This is a genomic window from Micromonospora sp. WMMD956, assembly GCF_029626125.1.
GTDB classification, from domain to species: Bacteria; Actinomycetota; Actinomycetes; order Mycobacteriales; family Micromonosporaceae; genus Micromonospora; species Micromonospora carbonacea.
In genome coordinates this window covers 3,126,873-3,150,546 of record NZ_JARUBI010000005.1, presented here as the reverse complement: position 1 = coordinate 3,150,546, position 23,674 = coordinate 3,126,873, and the positions used below count along the sequence as shown (strand labels likewise).

General features: G+C 73.3%; 16 protein-coding genes. 4 read left to right on the top strand and 12 right to left on the bottom strand.

The window, feature by feature from the left end; all coding sequences use genetic code 11:
• Positions 1 to 54 precede the first annotated feature (54 nt).
• Genes O7628_RS32685 through ssd form a run of 3 tightly spaced genes read right to left on the bottom strand, consistent with a single transcriptional unit; the run spans position 55 to position 3,691 of the window.
• Positions 55 to 1,377 (bottom strand): hypothetical protein, encoded by a 1,323-nt coding sequence (locus O7628_RS32685; RefSeq protein ID WP_347405160.1) that lies wholly within the window; start codon positions 1,375 to 1,377, stop codon positions 55 to 57.
• Complete coding sequence (locus O7628_RS14505) at positions 1,374 to 2,639, bottom strand: TadA family conjugal transfer-associated ATPase (RefSeq protein WP_278131072.1); 1,266 nt, start codon at positions 2,637 to 2,639, stop codon at positions 1,374 to 1,376. The genes O7628_RS32685 and O7628_RS14505 overlap by 4 nt, the downstream gene beginning before the upstream one ends.
• Positions 2,636 to 3,691 (bottom strand): septum site-determining protein Ssd, encoded by a 1,056-nt coding sequence (gene ssd / locus O7628_RS14500; protein WP_278136312.1) that lies wholly within the window; start codon positions 3,689 to 3,691, stop codon positions 2,636 to 2,638. Before ssd ends, O7628_RS14505 begins: the two co-directional genes overlap by 4 nt.
• Before the next feature lie 405 nt (positions 3,692 to 4,096).
• Between ssd and O7628_RS14495 the strand changes: the two genes are divergently transcribed.
• Positions 4,097 to 4,975 carry a hypothetical protein gene (locus O7628_RS14495; protein ID WP_278131070.1) on the top strand — a complete coding sequence of 293 codons (879 nt, stop codon included), beginning with the start codon at positions 4,097 to 4,099 and terminating at the stop codon, positions 4,973 to 4,975.
• Positions 4,976 to 5,046: 71 nt separating this feature from the next.
• On the opposite strand, the gene O7628_RS14490 is transcribed toward O7628_RS14495, so the two are convergent.
• From O7628_RS14490 to O7628_RS14455, 8 genes are all read right to left on the bottom strand, one after another.
• The gene (locus O7628_RS14490; protein ID WP_278131068.1) at positions 5,047 to 6,507 is read right to left on the bottom strand and encodes an endo-1,4-beta-xylanase; all 1,461 of its coding nucleotides are present in this window, start codon (positions 6,505 to 6,507) and stop codon (positions 5,047 to 5,049) included.
• Between the two features lie 282 nt (positions 6,508 to 6,789).
• Positions 6,790 to 8,691 (bottom strand): EAL domain-containing protein, encoded by a 1,902-nt coding sequence (locus tag O7628_RS14485; protein WP_278131066.1) that lies wholly within the window; start codon positions 8,689 to 8,691, stop codon positions 6,790 to 6,792.
• A complete protein-coding gene (locus O7628_RS14480) occupies positions 8,678 to 9,301 on the bottom strand; it encodes a sigma-70 family RNA polymerase sigma factor (RefSeq protein WP_278131064.1) in 624 nt (207 codons plus the stop codon). The genes O7628_RS14485 and O7628_RS14480 overlap by 14 nt, the downstream gene beginning before the upstream one ends.
• Entirely contained in the window at positions 9,298 to 9,591 is a 294-nt protein-coding gene (locus O7628_RS14475; RefSeq protein WP_178063000.1) for a hypothetical protein, read from the bottom strand. The genes O7628_RS14480 and O7628_RS14475 overlap by 4 nt, the downstream gene beginning before the upstream one ends.
• A gap of 207 nt (positions 9,592 to 9,798) precedes the next feature.
• On the bottom strand, positions 9,799 to 13,113 hold the full coding sequence (locus O7628_RS14470) for a DUF87 domain-containing protein (RefSeq protein WP_278131060.1): 3,315 nt from the start codon (positions 13,111 to 13,113) through the stop codon (positions 9,799 to 9,801).
• Positions 13,113 to 13,766, bottom strand: coding sequence for a hypothetical protein (locus O7628_RS14465; protein WP_278131058.1), 654 nt, complete (start codon positions 13,764 to 13,766; stop codon positions 13,113 to 13,115). The genes O7628_RS14470 and O7628_RS14465 overlap by 1 nt, the downstream gene beginning before the upstream one ends.
• On the bottom strand, positions 13,753 to 14,799 hold the full coding sequence (locus tag O7628_RS14460; RefSeq protein ID WP_278131056.1) for a DUF559 domain-containing protein: 1,047 nt from the start codon (positions 14,797 to 14,799) through the stop codon (positions 13,753 to 13,755). The genes O7628_RS14465 and O7628_RS14460 overlap by 14 nt, the downstream gene beginning before the upstream one ends.
• Positions 14,800 to 15,162: 363 nt before the next feature.
• Positions 15,163 to 16,203, bottom strand: coding sequence for an EcsC family protein (locus tag O7628_RS14455; protein ID WP_278131054.1), 1,041 nt, complete (start codon positions 16,201 to 16,203; stop codon positions 15,163 to 15,165).
• A 577-nt stretch (positions 16,204 to 16,780) separates the two neighbouring features.
• Between O7628_RS14455 and O7628_RS14450 the strand changes: the two genes are divergently transcribed.
• A complete protein-coding gene (locus tag O7628_RS14450) occupies positions 16,781 to 17,584 on the top strand; it encodes an HAD-IB family hydrolase (RefSeq protein WP_178062988.1) in 804 nt (267 codons plus the stop codon).
• A gap of 60 nt (positions 17,585 to 17,644) precedes the next feature.
• Here the strand turns inward: O7628_RS14450 and O7628_RS14445 are convergent, their stop codons facing one another.
• The gene (locus O7628_RS14445; protein ID WP_278131050.1) at positions 17,645 to 18,391 is read right to left on the bottom strand and encodes an oxidoreductase; all 747 of its coding nucleotides are present in this window, start codon (positions 18,389 to 18,391) and stop codon (positions 17,645 to 17,647) included.
• A gap of 213 nt (positions 18,392 to 18,604) precedes the next feature.
• On the opposite strand from O7628_RS14445, the gene acs reads away from it, so the two are divergent.
• Both acs and O7628_RS14435 read left to right on the top strand, forming a co-directional pair.
• Complete coding sequence (acs, locus tag O7628_RS14440; protein ID WP_278131048.1) at positions 18,605 to 20,569, top strand: acetate--CoA ligase; 1,965 nt, start codon at positions 18,605 to 18,607, stop codon at positions 20,567 to 20,569.
• Positions 20,570 to 20,823: 254 nt separating this feature from the next.
• Positions 20,824 to 23,616: an immune inhibitor A domain-containing protein gene (locus O7628_RS14435; RefSeq protein WP_278131046.1), complete on the top strand. Its 2,793-nt coding sequence runs from the start codon at positions 20,824 to 20,826 to the stop codon at positions 23,614 to 23,616.
• Positions 23,617 to 23,674 lie beyond the last annotated feature (58 nt).

Genomic DNA, 23,674 nt, shown 5'->3' with positions numbered 1-23,674 from the left:
ACAGGGCGAGCACCGCCGCGACGACGAGGCAGCCGGCAGCCACCGCCTGACGGGTCATCGACTGCTCCCGCCGGGCACGGCACCGAGGCGTTCCGTCCACAGCAGGCCGGCGAGCTGAAGGACCACGGCCGCCACCGCGCAGCCGCCGCCGACGGGGGTGTGCAGCAGGACCGCGACCGGGTCGACGCCCACCCCGTAGCCGAGCCCGATGCCGCCGAGCGGCAGGGCGGCGAGCAGCCAGGCGGTCGCCCGTGCTCCGGCCGCCTGCGCCGCGGCGGCGGCCAGCCCCCGGTCGCCGGCCCGGGCGTCGGCCTCGATCCGTTCCAGCAGGTCGGCCAATGGCGCGCCGGTGCGGTCGGCGAGCCGCACGGCGGCCCGGGCCAACTGGCGGAGCCGATCCGCCCCGTCGGGCGGGGCGGCCGGAGAGTCGGGCTGCCCGTGGGCACCCGGCGCGGCACCGTGGGGAGCCCCGCCCGGCGCGCCGCTCAACAGGCCGGCGTCCGGGGCCGGGACGGACCGGCCGCCCGGGATGAGGGTCGCGGAGGCGGTCAGCACCGGCACGCCCGCACGCAGGTCCGCGGCGAGGGCGCAGAGCTGGTCGAGCCCGTGCCGGCGGGCGTGCTCCTCCTGCCGGACGCGCTGTCTCCGGGCCAGCCCCCGCACGAGGAGCGACCCGTACGCGCCGACCACCACGGCGGCCACCGGCCCGGCCAGCAGGCCACCCGATCCCGCACCTACCGCGCCGGCGACGAGCAGGGCCCGCCCGGGCGAGGCCGCCAACCACCCGGTCAGCCGCAGCGAACGGGGACCGGAGGCGGACAGCGCCCACGGGTCGTACGCCCCCTGGTAGGTGTCGACGGGCGCCCCGCCGGGACGGGAGCCGAGCTGCCCCGCTGGCGGGGCCGGGTGGTGTCCCGCCGTCGGGGGGCGGTCCGGTGTGCCGGCGGGCCGGCGCGGGTCACGGCGGCCGGGTGGGCCCGGTCGCCGGCCGCCACTGGGCTGGGTGACCGGGCTGGGCCATCCGCTCGGCGCGGTGGCGGGGCCGGTGCACCGGCCGGCCTGCGCCGACCGACCCGGCGGACGGAGGTGGCCGACGGGCCGCCCGGCCGCTGCCGGCCGCCCGGCCGGGCCCGGTGCGCCACCTGGGTCAGAGAGGTCGGACAGGTCCGAGAGGTCGGACAGCTCAGAGAGGTCGGACGGGTCAGGCCGCCGGGCGGCCCGGTCGTCGGCGCTCCGGTCGCCTGGTGGGTGCGGCGACGCGGGCGACAGCGTCCCGAGGACGGACCGCCGCCGGGCCCGGCCGTTGCGCAACGGCCACACCACGATCGCCGCGGCGGCGACGATGCACACGGCCACCAGCCAGCCCGCCGTGGTCACGTGGAGCCGCCACGGCGGTGGGCCGCCCCCGGAACCTCCGCCGGGTCGGCCCGGTCGGGACGCTCCCGCTGCGGCCACCCCGCGCCCAGGACCGGCGGGACCGCGACGTCCCGCTCCCGCAGCAACACGCCGAGGGCCTGCGCGGCGGGGCCGGCGCCGTGACCGCGCACCCAGGCGGGGACGACCGTGACGAGGCGGTCCGGGCCGTCCGGGAGCAGCAGGCAGACCGACTCCAGCACCCGGCCCCGCGCGCCCCGGCGGACCTGGAGCAGCACCTGGAGCGCGGCGGCGACCTGGGCGTGCAGCGCCGCCCGGGGCAACCCGCCCAGCATGCCGAGCGCCTCCAGCCGGGCCGGCACGTCCGAGGGCGTGTTGGCGTGCAGCGTCCCCGCACCGCCGTCGTGGCCGGTGTTCAACGCGGCGAGCAGATCCACGACCTCCCCGCCCCGGCACTCCCCGACGACGAGCCGGTCCGGACGCATCCGGAGCGCCTGCCGCACCAGGTCGCTGAGCCCGACCGCGCCGGAGCCCTCCACGTTGGAGGTGCGGGCCTGCAACCCGACCACGTGCGGGTGCACGGGGCGCAGCTCGGCGGCGTCCTCGACCAGCACGATCCGCTCGTTGCCGGGGACCAGCCCGAGCAGGGTGTTGAGCAGGGTCGTCTTGCCGGAGCCGGTGCCGCCCACCACCAGGTACGCGAGCCGGGCGGCCACCACGGCGGCCAGCACCGGGGCGACCGGCCGGGGCACGGTGCCCTGCCGCACCAGGTCGTCCAGGGTGAACGGGCGCTGCCGGAAGGTGCGCAGGGACAGGTAGGGCCCGTCGGTGGCCACCGGGGGCAGCACGGCGTGCAGCCTCGTGCCGTCCGGCAGCCGGGCGTCGACGCAGGGGGAGCCGTCGTCGAGGCGACGGCCTGCTCCGGCGGCGAGGCGCTGCGCCAGGCGGCGCACGTCGTCGACGGTGCCGACGGGCACCGCGACCTGGTGCAGGCCGTGGCCCCGGTCGACCCACACCCGGTTGGCGTTTACGAGAACGTCGGTCACCTCCGGGTCGGCGAGCAGGGGTGCCAGCGGCCCCGCGCCGACCAGGTCGTCGTGCACCCGGCCGGCGATGCGCAGCACGGCGGTGTCGCCGAGGACCGCCGCCGCCGGTTCGGCGCGGACGGCGGAGACCACCGCCGCGGGAGTGACCGGGGCGGCCGTGGCGGCGAAGCGTTGCCGCACCCGGCTGGCGATCTCCTCGCCGTCGGTGTGGCCGTTCACGCCGCACCCGGCACCGGGACGCCGGTCAGCTCGCCGACGATTCGCTGGCAGAGCGCGGCGAGGGGGCCGCGCCCGTCGGCGGCGGGGGCCTCCCCGCGCTCCAGCCCGCGGCACAGTCCCGGTTCGGGCCGCAGCGCGCCGGCCAGCGGCAGTCCCAGCGCGCGGGCCACCTCGGCGGCCTTGAGCCGGCCCGGGGCCGGTCCTCGCACGACGACGGAGAGCTGGGCGCAGTGCGGCGCGGCGGCCGCCGCCACCCGGGCGGCTGCGGCGGTGGCCCGCAGCTCGGCCGGCACGACGAGGAACGCCTGGTCGGCGGCCTGCAAGGCGAGCACGGCCGGGTCGTCGAGGTGCCGGGGCACGTCGACCACGACGAAGTCGCGCCCGCGCCGGGCCGCGTCGAGGGTGGCCGCCATGGCCGGGGCGGGCAACGGCAGGGGGTCGCCCCGGTCCCACGAGAGCACCACCAGGTCGCCGCGGCTGGGCAGGGCCCGGACCAGTGCCGGCGGGTCCACCCGGCCGTCGGCGTCGGTCAGCGCCGGCCAGCGCAGCCCGTCGAGTTGCTCCCAGCCGAGCACCAGGTCGAGCCCGCCGCCGAGCGGGTCGGCGTCGACGAGGAGCGTGCGCAGCCGGGCCCGGGCGGCGGTGACGGCCAGCCCGCCGGCGAGGATGCTGGCTCCGGCGCCGCCCCGGCCGCCGAGCACCGCGACCACCCGGGCGACGCCGTCGCCGGCCCGGTCGGGCGCGCACTCGGCGAACCGGTCGACCAGCCAGGGCTCGGCGGCCGGCAGCGTGGCGACGTGCTCGGCGCCGATCAGCTCGGCGATCTCCCAGCCGGGGTCGAGCTGCCCGGTCCGGCCCACCAGGACCATCCGTGACCTGCGGGGAAGCCGCGCCCGCAGGCAGGGCTGGGCCTGGTCGTCGCCTACCAGCACCAGCGGCGCCGGCGTCCACCGGGACCGGGCGGCGGCCGGGTCCGCGGCCACCTCGACCTCGGTGCCGCCGGCGGCGGCGAGCCGGAGCAGGTCGTCGAGCAGACCGTCGTCCGAGGTCACCACCAGGGGCAGTCGGCGGCGCGGCGGGAGTGGGGTACGGGGTGGTGGCATCGCGGCCTCCAGCAGTCGGGCTCGGGGGTGCTGCCGGAGAGCGTGCCCGGGTGGGACCCCGTCCGGCCGCCCACGATGGCTTCCCTGTGGACAGCCGGGGGCACTGTGGACAACGCCCGCGAGCCGAGTGGATCTGCTAAGGCGGGCCGAAGCGGCGCAGGTGGGAGGGGTCAGCCACGGCGGGCCCCTGGGCCTCGTCGCATGGCCCGCGCCCGAATACCCGGTCGGCCGGGTGCCCGATGGGCGGCCGAGGCAGAATTCCTCCCGGCAACCATTGACCTCCGGGAAACCCATTTCGCATAATTCGCTCTTCCGTGCCGCTGATTCGAGTGGCACCGTGCGCGGATCGGGGCCATGACCCACTCACGAGAGTTCGACGATCGGCGCAGGCTCGACATCTCCAGGGGCACCGGGGAAGGCGTCGGGACTGCGGCGCGCCTGCGCATCGGCGGCTGGGTGCCGCCGTCGGTGGAGCGCGCGGCTCTGCCGTCCACACCCCACCAGGCGTTTCCCGTCGGGGACGGCTGGGCCGCGGCGGGTCCGGGGGCGGCACCAGCCGCCCCACCGGCGGCCGCGCCGTCGAGGCGGGCCTACGGCAGCGAGGGGCCGCAGCTGGCCCTCGTGCTGGTCTCGGTGGTGGTCGGCCTGGTGGCCACGCTGGTCATCACGCTGCTGCCGCTGTTCAACGCCTACCAGCCGTACCAGCCGGGGCCGATCGCCCAGGAGCCCATCCGGGTGGGTCTGCCCACGGACAGCGCGACGCCCACGCCCACCCTCTCGCCGGCGCTGGGGTCGCTGTCGAACCGGGCGTCGGCCCGGGCGTCCGCGTCGAGCCGCCCGTCGACCGGCCGGCCCCGGGAGAGCGGCCCGGCCCCGACGGCCCGCGCTACCACGGGCCGGCCTGCCCCCGCGACGACCGGGCCCCGGCCGCAACCCACCCAGGCGGGTGCGCGGGAGCTTCCGGCGCTTCCGCCGTCCGCGGAGTCGCGCCTGCGGTCGACCAGCGGCGGGCGTTCGACGTACGTCGACTTCGTCAACGCCCGGCGCGAGCGGGTCGTCGTGTACTGGCTCGACTGGGACGGCCGCCGCCGGCAGTACCGGACGCTGGGGCCGGGCGAGTCGTACCGGCAGCAGACCTACGTCGGGCACCCGTGGGTAGTCACGAACGACCGGGGGTGGGGGCTGGCCTGCTTCCAGCCGGAGCCCGAGCCGCGCCGGGCCGTGGTGCGCTGAGACGACGGTGGCTCACCGTCGTGGCCGATGCCACGACGGTGAGCCACCGTTCCCCGCTAGTTGGCGACGAGCTAGTTGGCGACGAGGCGGAACTGCTGGTTCGCCTGCCCGTGGCAGTCGTAGAGCTGGACCTGCTGGCCGTTGCCGGTGCCCCACACGTCGAGGCAGCGGCCGGACTGGACGCCGGAGATGGTGCCGTTGGAGTTGACGTTCCACTGCTGGTTGGCCTGGCCGTTGCAGCTGTAGATCTGGACCGCCGCGCCGTTGCCGGAGCCGTTGGCGTCCAGGCACCGGCTGCCGCCGTACACGGTCAGTTGCTTGCTCGCGGTGTACGTCCACTGCTGGTTGGTCTGGCCGTGGCAGTCGTAGAGCTGCACCCGGGTGCCGTTGGTCTGCGACGAGTTGGGCACGTCGATGCACCGGCCCGACTGGCTGCCGACGATCCGGTTGGCGCCGCCGGAGGGCGGCGGCGTGGTCGGCGTGGCGGTCGGCGTCGCCGTCGGGGTGCCGGTGGGACCGGGGCCGGCGGCGTTGAGGGCGTTGAGGACCGAGGTGTACGCGGCCTTCTTGTTGCCCCCGCCGTCGAACAGCAGCGGGTTCTCGTTGGAACGCCAGGAGTCGCTGTCGCGGACGCCCCAGACGGTGATGCCGATGCAGCGGGGCACGTTCAGGCACGCCTGGGTGAGCCCGGCGTACTGGGTGGTCGAGGCGTTGGTGACGTCGACCTCGGTCAACGCCACGTCCACGCCCAGCGCCGCGAAGCTCGACAACGTGGTCTGGAAGTTGCTCGGCAGCGAGCTGCCGCCGGTGAAGTGGGTCTGCAAACCGACGCAGTCGATCGGCACACCCCGGGACTTGAAGTCCTGGATCATCCGGTAGACACCCTGCGTCTTGCCGTAGCTCCAGTTCTCGATGTTGTAGTCGTTGTAGCACAGCTTCACCGACGGATCGGCCGCCCGGGCGGTGCGGAACGCCACCTCGATCCAGTCGTTGCCGGTGCCCTGGAGGTTCGACTGCCGGCGACTGCCGTCCTCGTTGAACGCCTCGTTGACCACGTCCCACGCGGCGAGCTTGCCCTTGTAGTGGGCCATCACACCGTTGATGTGGTTGATCATGGCGGAGCGCAGCGCACTGCCGCTCATCCGCTCCATCCACGACGGCTGCTGAGCGTGCCAGGCCAGGGTGTGCCCCCGGACCTTCAGCCCACGCTGGGTCGCCCAGTTGTAGATCTGGTCCCCGGCCGAGAAGTTGAACTGGCCCTGACTGGGCTCCGTCGCGTCCGGCTTCATCTCGTTCTCGGCCGTGATCATGTTGAACTCACGCCCCGCGATCGTGCTGTACGTGGAGTCGTTCAACCGGCCCCCGGCGATAGCCGTGCCGAAGTAGCGACCCGACTGCGCCGCGGCGGCCCCCAGTGTGGTGGCCGCCTGGGCCAGGCTGGGCACCACCAGCGCCGCACCTGCCAGCACCAGCGCGCTGGCGGCGGTGGCCACCACCACGCGACGGCGGCCGTTACTCAGTAGACGTTTCATGACACTCCTTTGCATATCCATCGACGATGCGCAAAGTTGGAGGGAAGCGCGGATTCACGGGCCGGTTTCCGAAACTTTCGGAAACTGCCGTAACTGGACTGCAACATACCCGCAACTACGTAATCGGTCAACGTCGATGGCGCTGTCGGTCGAGGCCAGGAAGGCGTCGCCAGCCCACCACACGCTGACGGCACGCCGAAAACCCGGTCGGGGGCCTCCCCCGCCGGGCCTGACGATCGCTCCGCCGAGAGCCGAAACTTTCGGCCAGTGGCGCGCCCCGGTTCAGCCGAGGGCGGTGTGTCGCGGCGGGAACCGCAGTTCGAGCTCGACCGACTGCACCTCGTCCCGGCTCACCGTGATCGGTTCGGGCCGCCCCGTCCAGTAGCCCTGGGCGAAGTCGACGCCGTAGCTCTTCAGGCGCTCGACGGTCGCGTCGTCCTGCACGTACTCGGCCGCGACGCGGATGCCCAGCGTCTGGCACAGCTCCACCAGCTTCGACACCACCGCCTGATCGGCCGGCGACCGGCAGAGGTCGACGATGAACGTCCCATCGATCTTGACGAGGTCCACCGGGAGGTACTTCAGGTGCGCCAGCGCGCCGTACCCGGTGCCGAAGTCGTCGAGCGCCAGGTGGCAGCCCGCCGCCCTGATCCCCCGGGCGAAGGCCAGCGCCTCGTTCCGGTTCTCGATGAGGGCGGTCTCGGTGATCTCGAACGTCAGGCGCTCCGGCTTGACCCCGTGCCGGTCGATCGCCTCCGTCACGAAGGTGAGCAGGCCCGGGTCGGCGAGGGACTTCCCCGAGATGTTGACCTGGTAGTGGGAGGTCTGCGCACCCCGGCCGATGAACGCCAGGGCGTGATCGACCACCCACTTGTCGACCATCAGGATCTCGCCGACGCGTTCGGCCATGTCGAGGAAGGCCACCGGCGCGACCGGCTCCCCGGTGTCGCTGCGCACCCGCAGCAGGATCTCGTGGCGGGTGACCTGGTTGAGGCTGAGGTCGACGATGGGCTGGGCGTAGAGGGCGAACCTGTTGGCCGAGACCGCGTGCCGGATGCGGGAGCGGCACCGGGCCGTCCGTTCGGCGTCCGCGACCGGCTCGTCGAGGACGACGACGGCGGCGGTGTCGCGGCGCGCGTCCCGGGCCGCGTGCTCGCCGTCGACGAGCAGGTCGAAGCCGGTGGCGGGCACGCCGCTGGCGAAGCGCACCACGCCGGCCGAGGTGGTGAGCCGCAGGGTGTTCTGCCGGACGCCGAACAGGTGGTTCCGGAACGTCTCCACGATCCGGGCCGCCAGGCTCTCGGCCGCCTCCGCGCGGTCGTCGGCCGGCGCGAGGAGCACCCCCCACAGGCCGGAGCCGACCAGACCCGCGGTCACCCCGGGCCCGACGACCGTGCGCAGGAGCTGGGCGACCGCCGCCGTCAGCCGGTCGCGGTCGGTGTCGGTGAGGGCGTCCGGCAGCCGGGTGGCGGGCTCGGTCGCCACCACGACCAGGGCACCCCCGGTGGTACGGCGGGCCCGGTCGACCTCGTCGATGACGTACCCGCGGTTCGGCAGCCCGGTGAGGGCGTCCAGCACGGCCAGGTCGGCGCCGAGCATCCGGCTCCGGATGGCGAGCCGCCGGCGTTCCTGCCGGGCGAGTTCGAGAGTGGTGACGTCCTCGCCGGTCACGACGATCCCCGACGGCTCGCCCTCGCAGGTGGTGATCTCCAGGTGGCAGTGCACGTGGCGGATGCTGCCGCCGGGCTGGACCACCCGGAAGTCGACCTCACCCGGCCGGCACCGCGTCCACGCCGTCCGGACGGCGGCGCGGACCCGCCCGGCGTCGACCGGATGGACGAGCCCGAACAGCGTCTCGGGCGTGAGGCGCAGCGTCCCCGGCGCGTGCCCGAAGATCAACGCCATCTCGTCGGACCAGCTGAGCCGGCCGAGGCCGTCCCGCCCGCCGGCCACCCAGGTGACGGTGCCCGACTTCGCCAACTGGGCGGCGCGCGCGACCCTGGTCGCCTCGTCGACGTCCCAGGTCAGCGGGTCGACGAGGTCGGCGTCGACCATAATCTTGTAGCCCTCGGCGAGCGCGAGGTCGTACTGGCTCTGCGCGGCGCGCGCGACGCGGCGCGCGCGGGCGAGCTCCAGCGGGCTCGGCCGGGTCTCGGCCAGCGCCAGGATGTCATCGAGATCCACGACCTGCCCCCTGCCGCCGGTGGCCGTCCGGGCCGACGTAGCCGGCCTCTTCGGCCAGCTCGCGCAGCCCCCGCCGCGCGGCGACCTTGTAGGAGCGGACGCTGTTCTCGGTCAGCCCGAGGACGCGGGCGATCTCCTGGTTGGAGAAGCCCTCCTGCGCCATCTGGAACACCTCGGCGTGCCGCGCCGGGAGCCGGTGCAGCCAGCCCCGCAGCAGCTCCTGCGCCTCCCACACGTCGGCGATGTTCGAGTGCGGCGTCGTCGGCAGGTCCTCCGGCGCCATCGCGGCCTCCCGCAGGTGCCGCTGGTGGTCCTTGCGGATCTTGTGGCGCGCCGTGACGATGATCCAACCGATCGGCCGGTCGTGGACGCGCAGCTTGGACCACTGGACGCGCCCGTGCAGGTACGCCTCGTTGAGCGCGTCCTCGACCACCTCGCGGTCCCGGCACGCCGACCTGAGGATCCGCTCCACCTGGTGGTAGGAGGCCTCGGTGAACGCGGCGAACTCCTGGTCGTGCACGGCCTTCAGGCGCGCGGCCTCCGCCTTGCGTGTCGCCTCGCAGTCGACCTGCTCCGGGGTCAGGGCGGCGGTGCCCTCGAACTCGATCACGCCGCCTCCCCCGCGGCACCGGAGCTCGGCACGCCACGGCCGCCCAGCTCCACCTCGCGGTGCCCGTCGCGGTCGCGCTCCACGATCCGCACGACCTCGTGGTCGGCCTCCGCGAGCCTGACCAGCCACGTGACCCGGGCTGTCGTACGTGTCGTCAGCTCCCGTTCCTGCTGTATCCGCGCCCGGTACGCGACGCAGGCGCGCACCAGGCCGGCCACCACCCCCGCGACCGTGACGGCCACGGCCATCACCTGGAATCCGGTGAGCGGTTCCGCCAGCGCTTCGTTCATCGTTCCCCCTGCCCGTCTCGGTGTGACAACTACTATCCGTGGCGGGCAGCGGATGTAGACGCCTCAGCGTCCACAATGTTCCGGAAGATCCTTGATCAAGCCTTTTACCTGCTCGTACGGCGCAAAGTAGTGGGGGCGGAACGCTACGCGAAGGGGGCGTGGCAATCCCATCGGGGCAATTTGCACATCACCCAAAGTTACTCTCGGCTATCGGCCCGCCACTCCGGAACCGGCCCTCGCGCGGGCCCGGCCCAGCACCTCCTCGACGGTGAGCGGGCTGCGGGGATGGTGGGTCAACGAGAGCGGCGTCCGGATCTTCCGCGGCGCCGCGCCCTCGGCGGCGAGATAGAACTCGCCCACCGTCAGCCGGGAGATGTCCGGCACGTCCCCGCCCTTGGCCCGGGCCATCTCGCGGGCCGCCTCGATCTGGATCGGGCTGTTCATCAGGCCGTACAACTGCGTCGCCGCGTTGCCCGGGATGCGGTTGTGCAGCCCCTTCGGCGCCTGCGTGGCGAAGACCAGCCCCAGCCCGTACTTGCGCGCCTGGGCGGCCAGCGCCAGCGTGCTCTGGGTGCAGGCCGTCATCGCCCCGGACGGGGCGAACGTCTGCGCCTCGTCCATCACGAGCAGCCCCAGCAGCGGCCGGTCGCCGGCCGGGTTCCTCTTGATCCAGGCGAACAGCGCCATCTGGAGCTGGTTGACGAAGCTCTGGCGTACGTCGTCGGAGGGCAGGCCCACGAGGCTGACCACCGACACCCGGGCCCGCTTGCCGGGTGCGGGCGTGAGCAGCACCCCGGGATCCATCGGGGTGCCCTCGCCCCCGAAGAGCGGATCGTTGACCATGGCCGCCGTCAGGTTCTGGGCCAGGCTGAGGCCGATCTTCTCGGCGTCGTCGAGGTCGATGGTCCCGTCCGGCAGGTCGGCCAGCGTGTCGACGAGGCCCTTCAGCCGGGAACCGCCGCGCCGGCCGTAGTGCTCGACGGCCTTGCGCAGCACCGCCAGCCCCAGGTGCGCCCTGGTGGCCCGGCCGGTGACCATCGCGCGCGGCGCGAGGGCCGCGACGGCCGCCTCGACGGCCTCACCGAACTCGTCCGGGTCGTCGCGCACGCCGGTGAAGTCGGGCAGCGGCTGGAAGCTCAGCGGGCGGCCCGAGTTGCGGCGCGGCGTCCAGACCACCACGTCGGTGTACGTCAGGTAGTCCTTCGCCCGGTCCGCGTCGCCCGGCCGCCATCCCGTGGGCGGATCGGGCCACTCCTCCCCGAGGCGGGCGAGGTCGTTGTTCGGGTCGAGCACGATGGCGGAGACACCGGCGAGGGCGCACTCCTCGACGATGCGGCGGATCAGCACGGTCTTGCCCGAGCCCGAGCCCGCGAAGATCGTGGTGTGCTTGCGGAGCGCCTCCAGGGCCAGCGGCACGGGCGCGTCGTCGTCGTACCCGTGTCCGACGACGAACGCCGGCTCGGCCGGGACGGCGGTCGCCGGAGCCGGTGTGGCCTGGGCCGGGTTGGCCTGGGCCGGTGCGGCCTGGACCGGTGCGGCCTGGACCGGTGCGGCCTGGACCGGAGCGGCCTGGGCTGGCGCGGTGGGTGCCGCCACGGTGGGGATAGGCCCGTTGGGGATCGGCGTGGCCGGGCCGGCGGCGGGCCCCGGAGGCGGTTCGGCGTCCGTCGTCCAGCGGTCGACGTCGGCCAGCGCGTGCTGGAGGAACTTCAGGTCGCGGGTCGGGCGGCGGTCGACCAGCCAGCCCTGGAAGTCCATCGTGGCCTCGGCGAGCATGACCCGCAGCGCCGAGAGGATCCGCAGGTCCTCCTCGCCGACGCCGATGGTCTGCCCGCCCGCCGCGGTGAACGCGGCAACGGCCTTCCGGGTGGCGGCGCTGGTCGACCAGCCACGGTTGCGCAGCAGGAACAACGTGCGCTTGGCCGAGCCGGTGTCGAGGGCCGCCGCCACACTCGCCTTGCGGAGCCGGGCGAGCGCCGCGTTGCCGTGGTGGTCGTCGCTGATCGCCCGGAAGCACCAGTGCGCCTGGTCCTCCGTGCGCTCGTCGAGCGTCAGGCGCAGCCGGGCGTGCAGCGGCGGGTCGGTGCTCGGGGGCGGGTCGACGCTGAACGCCGCGCCGGCGTCGCCGCGTTCCAGGATCCAGGCGGTGAGCCCGGCGGCGAGCAGCGGCGGCATCGCCTCGTCCTCCGTCGCCCGCCCGAGCGGGGCGGCGACGTCGGCGGCGGCCCGCAGCTCGGCGAAGCGGGCGTCGTAGCGGTCCATCTCCTCGGCGGTGGCCGTGACCGGGGCGGCGGGGCGCGGCGCCCGGGGCTCCGCGGCGGCCGGCTCGCCCAGCGTGGTCATCTCCCGCACCTCGTCGGTCGCGAGGCAGCCCCGGATGTGCCGGTCGATCTCGATCAGCAGCTGGCGCGGGGTGAAGGCCCCCGCCTCGGCGAAGGCGCGCGGGGACACCGGCCACGAGGGATACGGCGGCGCGTACCCGACCTCGCCGTAGCGGACGGAGAACCGCTTCTCGATGATCGCCCGCGCGAGGTCGGCGTCGTCGATCCGGCGCAGGACCGGGGTCTCCCGGAACCGGTCGGCGACGGTGTCGGCGGCGGTGGACCGGATGATCGTCCACGAGTTCGGGATGCAGGCGAGGACGGTCAGCGTGCGCCGCGTCGCCTGCCGCAGCGACATCAGGCCGTCCGCCATCCGGGCCAGCATGAGCGACTGGTCCGGGCTCATCGCGGCGGCACCCACCACACTGGGGTCGCTCTGGATCGCCAACTGGGCGATCAGCGTGTCGACCTGGTCGATCGCCACCACCGACGGGCCGGTGAGCGCCAGCAGCCAGGACAGGTCCTGCACGATCTGCTGGGCCGGTCGCGGCGCGCGCCGCATCCCCCACGCCGCGCGTTCGCCGGCCACCACCTCCTCGCCGGAGAGGAAGTAGTTCTCCGCCAGGTCGCGGTGGACGATGTCCTCCGAGGCGGCCAGCGCGAGGGCGCGGGCGGTCTCCTGGCAGGTGCGGGCCGCGTGCCGGTCATAGTCGCCGAGCCCGGTGAGAAAGGCGTCGAGCGCCGGCCGGGTCAGCTCGGTGTCGCCCATCACGGCCCGGCGTGCCGTCCGGGGCGCGCCCACCAGCGCCGACAGCCGCCGCAGCAGCAGCTTGAGCTGCGTCTCGGGGCTGCCGGGCACCGGCCGGGCCAGGCCGTCCAGCAGGGCGGCGAGGACGTTGTCCCAGAAGCTGCCCGCGTCGAGCAGGCCGACCAGGAAGAAGTAGCCGCCCGCCTCCTGCACCCGCTGGCGGACCACGCCCAGCAGGTGGGTCTTGCCGGCCCCCCGCTGCCCCTGCACGACCAGGCCGAGCGGGCTGCCGTGCGGGCTCGACGCGGCCTCGTCCACCCCGGCGAGCACCTCCCGGACGACCGGGACGTGCAGGCCCTCGACGTGGAAGGGCAGCGGCCGCCACACGTCGTCGGGGACCGGCGCCCAGTCGAACCGCAGGGCCGCCAGCGCGGTCCGCTCCGCCTCGTCCATCACACGCCGATCGCCAGCAGATGGTTGTCCTGCCCGCCGAGGCGCAGCGCGGCCGCGATGTCCACCTCGGTGAGCGTCTTCTGGTTCGACTCCGGCGCGAGGGCGACGCCCTCGGAGCGGCTGAGCCGACGCAGCGCCTCGTCCAGGTCCTCGCGCGGCACGTCGGCGAAGAACGGGCGGAGGCGGCGCAGGCTCACCCAGGCCCCCGGGGCGTCGGCGAGCGCCCGGTACGCGCTGACGACCCGCGCCGCCAGCGCGCCCGCCGGGTCGACGGCGGCCGTGGACGCCGACGCGCGCACGTCGGTCACGGCGAACAACTCGGCCAACGTGGCGCAGCCGCTGCGCGCCAGGACCCGGTCGCGCAGGTTGGCCTGGAGGGCGGTCAACGCGGCGCCGAGCGCCGACGCGCCGCGCAGCGCGAAGTCGAGGTCGCTCTGCATCCGCACCCAGCCCTTGTCGTCGAGCTGGAGGGCGTACGTCGATCCGCTCTTGCGGCTCGCGACGTAGTGCAGGCGGGTGAGCTTGTCGCGCTGCGGCTTGCGTACGTCGAGGTGGTAGCGCTCGCGGAGCTCGGTGTTCAGCACCTCGCGCGCCTCGGCCATGAGCACGACGAGGATCGCGCTCTCCGATGCCGTCAGATCATCGCCGGCCATGCTGCCGTCCTTCCGCCATGTCCCGCCGACACTCCCGCAGATACGTGCCGATCTGCCGGACCACGGCACCGACGTCGTGGGTCACCCGGGCGTTGGTGAAGCGCAGGACGGCGTAACCATCCAGTTGCAACTGGACGTCGCGCTGCCGGTCGGCCTCGAAGCGGACCGGACGGCAGTGCTCCGGCCCGTCGATCTCCACCACGCACCGTTCGTCGGGCCACACTAGATCCAGCCGGATCGGCGTGGCCAGCTCGTGCGACCGGTAGCTCTGGTTCCACCGCCGCCCGACGGCCCAGCTCTCGACGGCGAGCGCCGCCTCCAGCCTCTTCTCGGCGTCGCTCGCCGGATGCGGCCGGCCCACCACCGCCCCGGGCACGGGTGACCCGTCGCGCGGCGCGGATGGCACGTCGCGCAGCGCGAATCGCACGTCGGGCGGCGCGAATCGCACGTCGGGCGGCGTGGGTAGCGCGTCGCGCGCTGTGCGGGGCGGCGTGAGCGGAGCGGCGCGCGGCACGGGCGGCAGCGCGACCGAGAACTCCGGGACCGCCTCCAGCCCGGCCGCGCCGGCACCGAGCAGCCAGGTGACCGGGCCGCCGTGCTGCACCAGCCAGGCGGCCCCCGCAGCGGAAACCGCGCCGGTGCCGGCGGTCGGCTCGACGAGCAGCACCACCCGACGCCGGCCGAACGCTCCCGCGACGAGCCGCGCCAGCGCCGCCGCCCGGGTACGCAACGGCAACTGCGCGCCGGACGGCCGCCGGGCCGTCACCGCGAAGACGGCCAGGTCCGGCAGGAAGGAACCGGGATAACGGTCGCGGCGGGACCGCGCCGCAGCGGCGGCCCGCACCGCTGCCAGCCCGGACGTGTCCGGGCGTACGCCGTCCGCAACCTCGGGCAGCCAGGCGGGCAGCACCTCGACGGCGATCTGTTCGAGCCGGTCCAACGCGGCGTGCACGAAGTCCACCGGCAGCGCGATCCGGGCGGCCGGGCGGTGCACCACGGCGGCCAGCTCCGCGTGGTCCCGCGCGATCAGCATGGCCAACGCGTCGGTGTCCGCGTCGGGCAGCGCGACGACCCGGTCGGCGGGGACGTCGGCGAGGCTCCGGTTAACCAGCAGGGTCCGGCCCTCCCCAACATCGACGCACGTCCCGGACAGAGTACGAACGCGCCTCGGACGACGCCACACCGTTGCGGGCCCGCTACGTAGGGCGTCGGGGGACGGAAAGGCTCTCCCACCAGCAGCGGGACGCTCGGGCAAGGTCGGAGAGTCGGCTTTCGGACCATGAGGTGCTGACGTCCCGACGCGCTGCCCGATAGCACCGACGTGAGCGATCGACCTGCCAGGACGTGCTGGCGTTCCCCACCACCCGCGCAGCCGCCACAGCTCATTCAGTAAGAGTCAGTCGCCCTTGGCAGGCGGGCCGTCCCCGTCCTCCTCCTTGCCGGCGGCCGCCTCATCAAGTAGACCGTCGATTTCCACCGTCGTCGCATCCACGACCGGTTCGGACGCCGCCGCGTCGACCACCGAGGTTGGCTCGACGATCCATGCCTCCCACGACAGGCCGTGCTTCTCGGCCAGATAGCGGGCGCGGTAGAGCCGCGTCGCGTCGTCGACAGCCGAACGGAGCATGTTGAAGCTGAGCCCCGCAGCGAGGACAACCCCGGCGATCGGCACGACCTGGGCGAGCCGCGCCTTGGTGAGCCGCAGTCCGAGCAGCTTGAAGATCTGCACGAGGACCGGCACCAGAGGCTCCTTTCCCAGCTGTTTCCACGTTGCACGGCGCATCATCTGCTGGGTGAGGCGGGACAGACTGGCGAGAGCGGCCGTCTTGCTCGTGGACGATGACGCTGTGCTGTAGTTCAGGACTCCCATCAGGAACAGTTCCTCTTCGGGCTCCCGAGGGTCGTAGCCGTAGTGGACGGCGACCTCGGCCACGGCACGACCGAGGAGGGCCAGCGAGAGCACGGCGTCCGACGCCACCGCCGCCACGGCTACAGCTGCCGTCGTGCCACCGCTGACGGTCGTGCTGACCACTGCTCCGGTGACCGCGACCGAGGCGACGCCGGATTGAAGGACCCCGATGAACGGGACGGTCAACATGGGTCGGCCCTGGTCGAGGTCCTTGAGGTCGAGCGACTCGAACAGCGACTCAGCGCCCAGATCCTGATGCTTGCGGCGCAACCTCTCGACCCGCTTTTCCAGCGAAGCCGAACGCACTGCGGGCAAGAAGATGGCCTTGAAGCCACCCTGCAACGCCTTGACGATGGTCTCGTCGCCGAGTTCCAAGGCCTTCTCCGCGCCGGGAGCCTTCCGGAGCTGCTCGCCGGCACGCTTGGCGACAAGCGCGATCTTGCTGGTAGCGCGTGCCTTTAGGCCATCCCGACGCTTGCGCTCACTGTCGAGCAGGGCGGACCAAGCCCGAGCCTCGTAGTCGGACATGACTGCTCGCATTTACTACGCCCCTCACCAACCATTGGACTCGCCCACCGGAGGGCAAACCTAGGCGACGCCCCTCGCATACTGAGCCTCTTGTCCGCCACCCGACGCCCGGCGCACCTCCGGCGCCTGTGCCGTAACAAGCCGGGATGAGACGCGAAACCCGGACCCTCACGCCGGCTGACACCCCTGCCTGCAGCAGGCCGCCCTCTAGGAACAGGCCGCGCCCGACTGACGCGTACATCTGAAAAGGGACGACCCCCGTCGGGGGGAGACGGGGGTCGTCGGGAGGTTCGGCTCCGGGGGGGTTGAGCCGAACCGGCTCGGCGGTCACGGGGGGTGCGATCGCCGAGGGCCTGCTGTCGTACGACAACGCGAATGTGCGTCGCAAGAACAAGCATGCCTGAGCAAACCGGTATACGTCGAGTGGTGTCGCCTCCACTCCCTGCGAAATCATCGCCGGAGAGTGTGACCGCCGTCACTGACGGCAGGGGGTGGTGACGGTTGCCGTTGGGGCCGGGCCGGAGTCCGTACCCCGGGCACCCGCCGACCATAGACCATCCGGCTAGACTTTCGCGCCGTGGGCCGAAGTGCCGCTTTTTTCGATCTGGACAAGACCGTCATCGCCAAGTCGAGCGCCTTGGCGTTTGGTCGGCCGTTCTACCGGGATGGGCTGATCACCCGGCGGGACGTGGTGAAGTCGGCGTACGCGCAGCTGATGTTCCGGCTGGGCGGCACCGACGAGCAGACCATGGCCAAGACCCGGGACTACCTGGCCGCGCTGTGCAAGGGCTGGCAGGTGGAGCAGGTCCGCCAGATCGTCGCGGAGACACTGCACGAGCTGATCAACCCCTACGTGTACGCGGAGGCGGCGGCCCTGATCGAGGAGCACCAGGCCGCCGGCCGGGACGTCGTGCTGGTCTCCGCCTCCGGGGAGGAGATGGTCCGGCCGATCGGCGAGCTGCTCGGGATCACCGACGTGATCGCCACCCGGATGGCGGTGGCGAACGGCCGGTACAGCGGCGAGGTGGAGTTCTACGCGGCCGGTCCGAGCAAGGTCGAGGCGGTCACCGAGCTGGCCAGGGTGCGCGGCTACGACCTGGCCGACTCGTACGCGTACTCCGATTCGATGAGCGACCGGCCGCTGCTGGAGTGCGTGGGGCATCCGTCGGTGGTCAACCCGGACCGGGCGCTGCGCAGGCTGGCCACCGAGAACGCCTGGCCGGTGCTGGAGTTCCGGCACCCGATCCCGCTGGGCCGCCGGCTGCGGGAGCGCCCGGCGGTGCCGGTCGCCGCGGCGGCGCTGGGCGTCGGCGTGGGGGTGGCGATCGGCATCGCCTGGTACGGCCGGCACCGCCGCACGCGCACCACCCCCGTGGCCTGACCGGCAGCCACACGAGCGGTCCGGGCGGCCCGGCCAGGCCAGCCGGGTCAGCCAGGCGGTTCAGGCGGCGGCGAGGATCTCGTCGCCGACGGCGGTGAGCTGGTCGGCGCCGAGCTCGACGGCGGTCATGTAGTGCCGCAGCCAGGAGCGCAGCCCGTCGGGGGTGCCGGTGGCGAACGCCCCGGCCGCGCCGACGTACTCGGGTTCGCGCTCGCGGTGGCCGACGTCGACGCCGACGAGCCCGCGGGGGTCGAAACCGGTGGACATCAGGACGAGCCGGGCGGCACCCCGGGCCACCAGGCCGGACGGCCCGGCGAACGGGCGCAGGTTGAGCAGCTCGCCGTGCACGACGGCGGCGAGCACGAGCGGGGGCACGGTGGTGCCGCCGGCGACGAGCCCGGCCAGGCCGTCGAGCCGGGCGGCGACCACCGGGTCGGCCACCGGCCGCCCCAGCTCGTTTTCGGGTACGACGTCCCGGGCGGCGAGCACGTGCAGCCGGGCGAGGACCTGCCGGGGCGACGTCGGCCAGCGCTCGGTCAGGCCGGGCAGCGCCCCGGCGACCCGCAGCGCGCCCTGGCTCACCGGGTCGGTGACCGTGCCGGCCCGGACGGACTCGCGGTCGTGGGCGTACCCCTCCAGGGCGGCGCTGGCCACGGCGCAGCGGAGGCTGACCTCGGCGGCGACCTGGCCGCCGTGCCGGCGCAGCGCGCGGTGCCGCAGCGCCTGGTCGACGCGGTCGCGGGCCCGCCCGACGGCGGGGGCGACGTCGGCGAGCGCGAGCAGGGGCGCGAGCGGATCAGCGGTCACGCTGCCACGCTAGCCACCTGCGGGGACGGCGGGTAAGAAGGGGACCCTTCTCTACCGTATGCGTTAACAGGGGGCCCTTCCTTACAGCTCGGCGCGTGGCGGGGGCCGCTCGGCGCGCGTGGGTTCGGGGAGCTGTCGCGGCCTCCGGCCGCCCCGACTAACCTCTGCGGGGGTAGGAGACGCAGGTCACGCGAGCGACGAGGGAGTCACGGCATGAGCGAGGCACTGGCCAACTTGCTGAACGAGACGCGGCAGTTCCCGCCGCCGGCCGCACTCGCCGCCAACGCCAACGTGACCGCCGACGCGTACGCCGAGGCCGCCGCCGACCGGCTGGCGTTCTGGGAGCGGCAGGCCGGGCGGCTGGCCTGGGCGCAGCAGTGGGAGCAGGTGCTCGACTGGTCGAACCCGCCGTTCGCGAAGTGGTTCGTCGGCGGCCGGCTGAACGTGGCGTACAACTGCCTGGACCGGCACGTGGAGGCGGGCAACGGCGACCGGGTGGCGATCCACTGGGAGGGCGAGCCGGGCGACACCCGCACCATCACGTACGCCGACCTGCACCGGATGACCTGCCAGGCGGCGAACGCGCTGACCGACCTGGGCGTGGTGGCCGGCGACCGGGTGGCGATCTACCTGCCGATGGTGCCGGAGGCGGCGGTGGCGATGCTGGCGTGCGCCCGGATCGGGGCGACGCACAGCGTGGTCTTCGGCGGTTTCTCCGCCGACTCGCTGAGCAACCGCATTCAGGATGCCACCGCCAAGGTGGTGATCACCGCCGACGGCGGGTACCGCCGGGGCAAGCCGTCGGCGTTGAAGCCGACGGTGGACGAGGCGGTGGCGAAGTGCCCGTCGGTGGAGCACGTGCTGGTGGTCCGCCGCACCGGTGAGGAGGTCGCCTGGTCGGAGCGGGACCACTGGTGGCACGAGACGGTGGAGACCGCGTCGGCGGAGCACACCGCGCAGCCGTTCGACGCCGAGCACCCGCTGTTCATCCTCTACACCTCGGGCACGACGGCCCGGCCGAAGGGCATCCTGCACACCACGGGCGGCTACCTGACGCAGGCGGCGTACACGGCGCACGCGGTGTTCGACCTGAAGCCGGAGACGGACGTCTACTGGTGCACCGCCGACATCGGCTGGGTGACGGGGCACTCCTACATCGTGTACGGGCCGCTGGCCAACGGCGTCACCCAGGTCATGTACGAGGGCACGCCGGACACGCCGCACAAGGGCCGGTTCTGGGAGATCGTCGACCGGTACAAGGTGAGCATCCTGTACACCGCGCCGACGCTGATCCGCACGATGATGAAGTGGGGCGAGGACATCCCCGCCGGGCACGACCTGTCCTCGCTGCGGCTGCTGGGCAGCGTCGGCGAGCCGATCAACCCCGAGGCGTGGATGTGGTATCGGCAGCACGTGGGCCGGGGTGAGCTGCCGATCGTGGACACCTGGTGGCAGACCGAGACGGGCGCGATCATGATCTCGCCGCTGCCCGGGGTCACCGAGACGAAGCCGGGTTCGGCGATGACCCCGCTGCCGGGCGTCGTGGCCGACGTGGTGGACGACCAGGGCCAGTCGGTGCCGAACGGCGGCGGCGGTTACCTGGTGCTGCGCGAGCCGTGGCCGTCGATGCTGCGCACGATCTGGGGCGACGACAACCGGTTCGTCGAGACGTACTGGTCGCGGTTCGAGGGCATGTACTTCGCCGGGGACGGGGCGAAGAAGGACGACGACGGGCACATCTGGCTGCTGGGCCGGGTGGACGACGTGATGCTGGTGTCGGGCCACAACATCTCCACCACCGAGGTGGAGTCGGCGCTGGTGTCGCACCCGTCGGTGGCGGAGGCGGCGGTGGTGGGGGCGACCGACCCGACGACGGGGCAGGCGATCGTGGCGTTCGCCATCCCGCGCGGCTCGGTCGACACGGCCGGCGAGGCGGGCGAGCAGCTCATCGCCGACCTGCGCAACCACGTGGCGCGCACGCTCGGCCCGATCGCCAAGCCGCGGCAGATCATGCTGGTGCCGGAGCTGCCGAAGACCCGCTCCGGCAAGATCATGCGCCGGCTGCTGCGGGACGTCGCGGAGAACCGGTCGCTGGGCGACGTGACGACCCTCCAGGACTCCTCGGTGATGGAGCTGATCTCCTCGGGGATGGGCGGCGGCAAGTCCGACGAGGACTGACGGCAGGCGTACCCCTCGGAGGGTGGCGGGCCCCGCGCGGGCCGCCACCCTCCGTGCCTGTGCGCGCGGACGGTGCGTGACCGCGGGGTGTCGGTCGGTCGGTTGGGGGGCACCAACTGAACGGACACAGGGGAGGCCACCCCCTGTCGGAAGGGTTGTTTCTCCTTTAGGTTCAGCCGCATCGGTCGGTTCGACGGATGTCTCTGCCGTGCGCGCCGGCCGGCTCCACGCCCATGCCCGAGAAACGGAGCGGCATGCACATGATTCCGCAACGACGGTCACGCCGACGCCTACTCGTCGCGCTGCCCGCCATCGCCCTCGCGGCCACGTCACTGACCGTGACGGGGACTGCGTCGGCCCAGACGTCCGGCCCGGCTCCTGCCACGATCGGGGCGGACGAGCACTACATCAACTACGCCGAGCCCGAGGTGCAGCCGGACACCGCCGGCAAGGAGGTCAAGGGCGCCGACGGCGTGTACACCACGGCGGCGGACGAGGCCCGGGCCTACGACCGCAAGTACGCCGCGGGCAACCCGACGACCGCCAAGCAACTGGCGAAGCTGGAGGCCCAGTCGATCCGCTCCGGCAAGAGCCCCCGGTGGATCAAGAAGGCCCCGACCACCCAGAAGGCGAAGCTGCTCACCCTGCTGGTGGAGTTCAACGACCAGGCCAACGACGACTTCACCGGCACGATGGTGCCGAAGACGGTCTTCGAGGACCGGACGTGCGTCCCCGGCACGGTGCAGAACGGGCCGAAGCACAACAACATCCCGAACCCGGCGAGCCTGCCGCACAAGGACAACAACTCGATGTGGGTGCCGGACTTCTCCCCGGCCCACTACAACAAGATGCTCTACACGAAGACGGGCATCACCGAGCGGGTCCGCAAGGACCTCAAGGGCCCGGACGGCAAGAAGGGCATCAGCCTCGCCGGCCGGACCATGCACAACATGTACCTGGAGATGTCCAAGGGCGCGTACACGGTGGACGGGCAGGCCAGCCCGTGGATCACCGTGCCGCACTCGGAGGGCTGGTACGCGGCGTCGCGCTGCTTCCAGGACGAGAACGGCAACTGGGTCGCCGGGCGTGAGCAGGCGATGAACGGCCACCCGGACAACCCGGCCGGGGCGGGCCGGCTGGCCACCGACGCGATCGACGCGCTGGCGGCCATGGACCCGAGCTTCCCGTGGGCCGACTACGACATCGAGGACCAGAGCGACCGCGACGGCGACGGCAACCTCTTCGAGCCCGACGGCGTGATCGACCACCTGGTGCTGGTGCACGCCGGCCAGGGCAAGTCCCGCGGCGGCGGCGCCGAGGGCGTGTACGCGGTGTGGGCGCACTCCTCGACCGTTCCGGGCGGCTACACCATCCCCGGCACGCAGCTCAAGGTGTCGAACTACATCGTGCAGCCGGAGGACGCCGGCGTCGGCGTCTTCGCCCACGAGTACGGGCACGACCTGGGCCTGCCGGACCTCTACGACACGTCCGGCAACGCCGACTCCGACGTGGACTTCTGGGACCTGATGGCCTCCGGGTCGCACAGCGGCGAGATCTTCCAGGCGCTCCCCACCCACATGGGCATCTGGGACAAGTGGGTGCTCGGCTGGGCCGACCCGGTGACGGTCGCCCCCGGTTCCGCCCCGCGCACCATCAAGCTCGGGCAGACCTCCCGCACGCCGGTCGGCACGGCCGACGGCATCAAGGTGGACCTGCCGGACAAGGTGATCACCCTGGCCACCCCGCACAGCGGGTCGAACATGTGGCACAGCGGCGCCGACCAGAACTGGGCGGACGTCAAGCTGAGCCGCTCGGTGAGCGTCCCCTCGGCCGCCGACGCCAAGTTCTGGATGTGGAACAACTACATCATCGAGGAGGACTGGGACTACGGCTTCGTCGAGCTCTCCACCGACGGCGGGGCGACCTGGTCCGAGCAGAAGGTCTACGACGCGGACGGCGCCGTGGTCACCACGCCGGACAACTACGCCGACCCGAACGGTCGGATGGCCGACTTCGGCGGCAAGAAGTACGGCCTGACCGGCTCGTCCGGCGGCTGGCGGCACGACTACGTCGACCTGTCGGCGTACGCGGGGCAGACCGTGCAGCTGCGGCTGCGGCAGGCCACCGACGAGGCGTTCGTGGAGCGCGGCTGGTTCGCCGACGACTTCTCGGTCACCGGCGGCGGCGCGACCACCTGGAGCGACGACGTCGAGGGCGGCGCGAACGGCTGGACCGCGACCGGCGGCAGCTTCACCGACACCACCGGCGCGGGTTGGAAGACCAACTCGGGCACCGAGGTCCGGGCGCACTACTACCTGGCCGAGTGGCGTAACTTCGACGGCTTCGACAAGGGCCTGAAGTACGCGTACGACACGGTGTACTCGCACGAGGCGTGGAAGGTCGACCGGATCTCCTACAACGCCCCGGGCATGCTGGTCTGGTACCGCGACACGGCGCTGGGCGACGTCAACCACGTCACCGGCCAGCTGACCGCCCTGCCGAGCTACGGCGCCAAGGGTGGCCTGCTGATCGTCGACTCGCACTTCGACCCGCTGCGGCGGCAGGGCACGGCGGCCGAGAAGGACCCGTCGGTGCTGGACAACCTGCCCAGCCGGCCCCAGTCGTCGAACGCGGCGTTCGGCCTGAAGAAGACGTACTCCTTCAAGGAGTGCCTGGAGGCGGCGGACGAGCCGTACAGCGAGTACTGCACGAGCTTCCCGGCGCAGCCGGCGGTGCCGCAGTTCACCGACTCCAAGGGCTGGTACCCGGGCATCGAGATCCGGGACGGCTCGCCGTACGCGCGGGACAGCGACGCCTCCGTGGTGCTGCCGTCGCGCGGCAACGTGCCCTACACCACCCGGGTGGTCAACCCGGACGGCACCCCGGCGCCCTCGTACTACGGGGTCACCCTGGGTGGCGGGGCGATCGTCCTGGGCACCGGCAACCCCGGTGACGCGAGCGCCGCCTACGGGGTCTCGCTGACGGTGAAGAAGACCGCGTGGAACAACGCGGTCGCCACGGTGAAGGTGACCGCGGCGACCCCGTGACGACGGGCGGTAACTGATCGGAAGATCAGCGGAGGGGCCGGCGGCGGCGACGCCACCG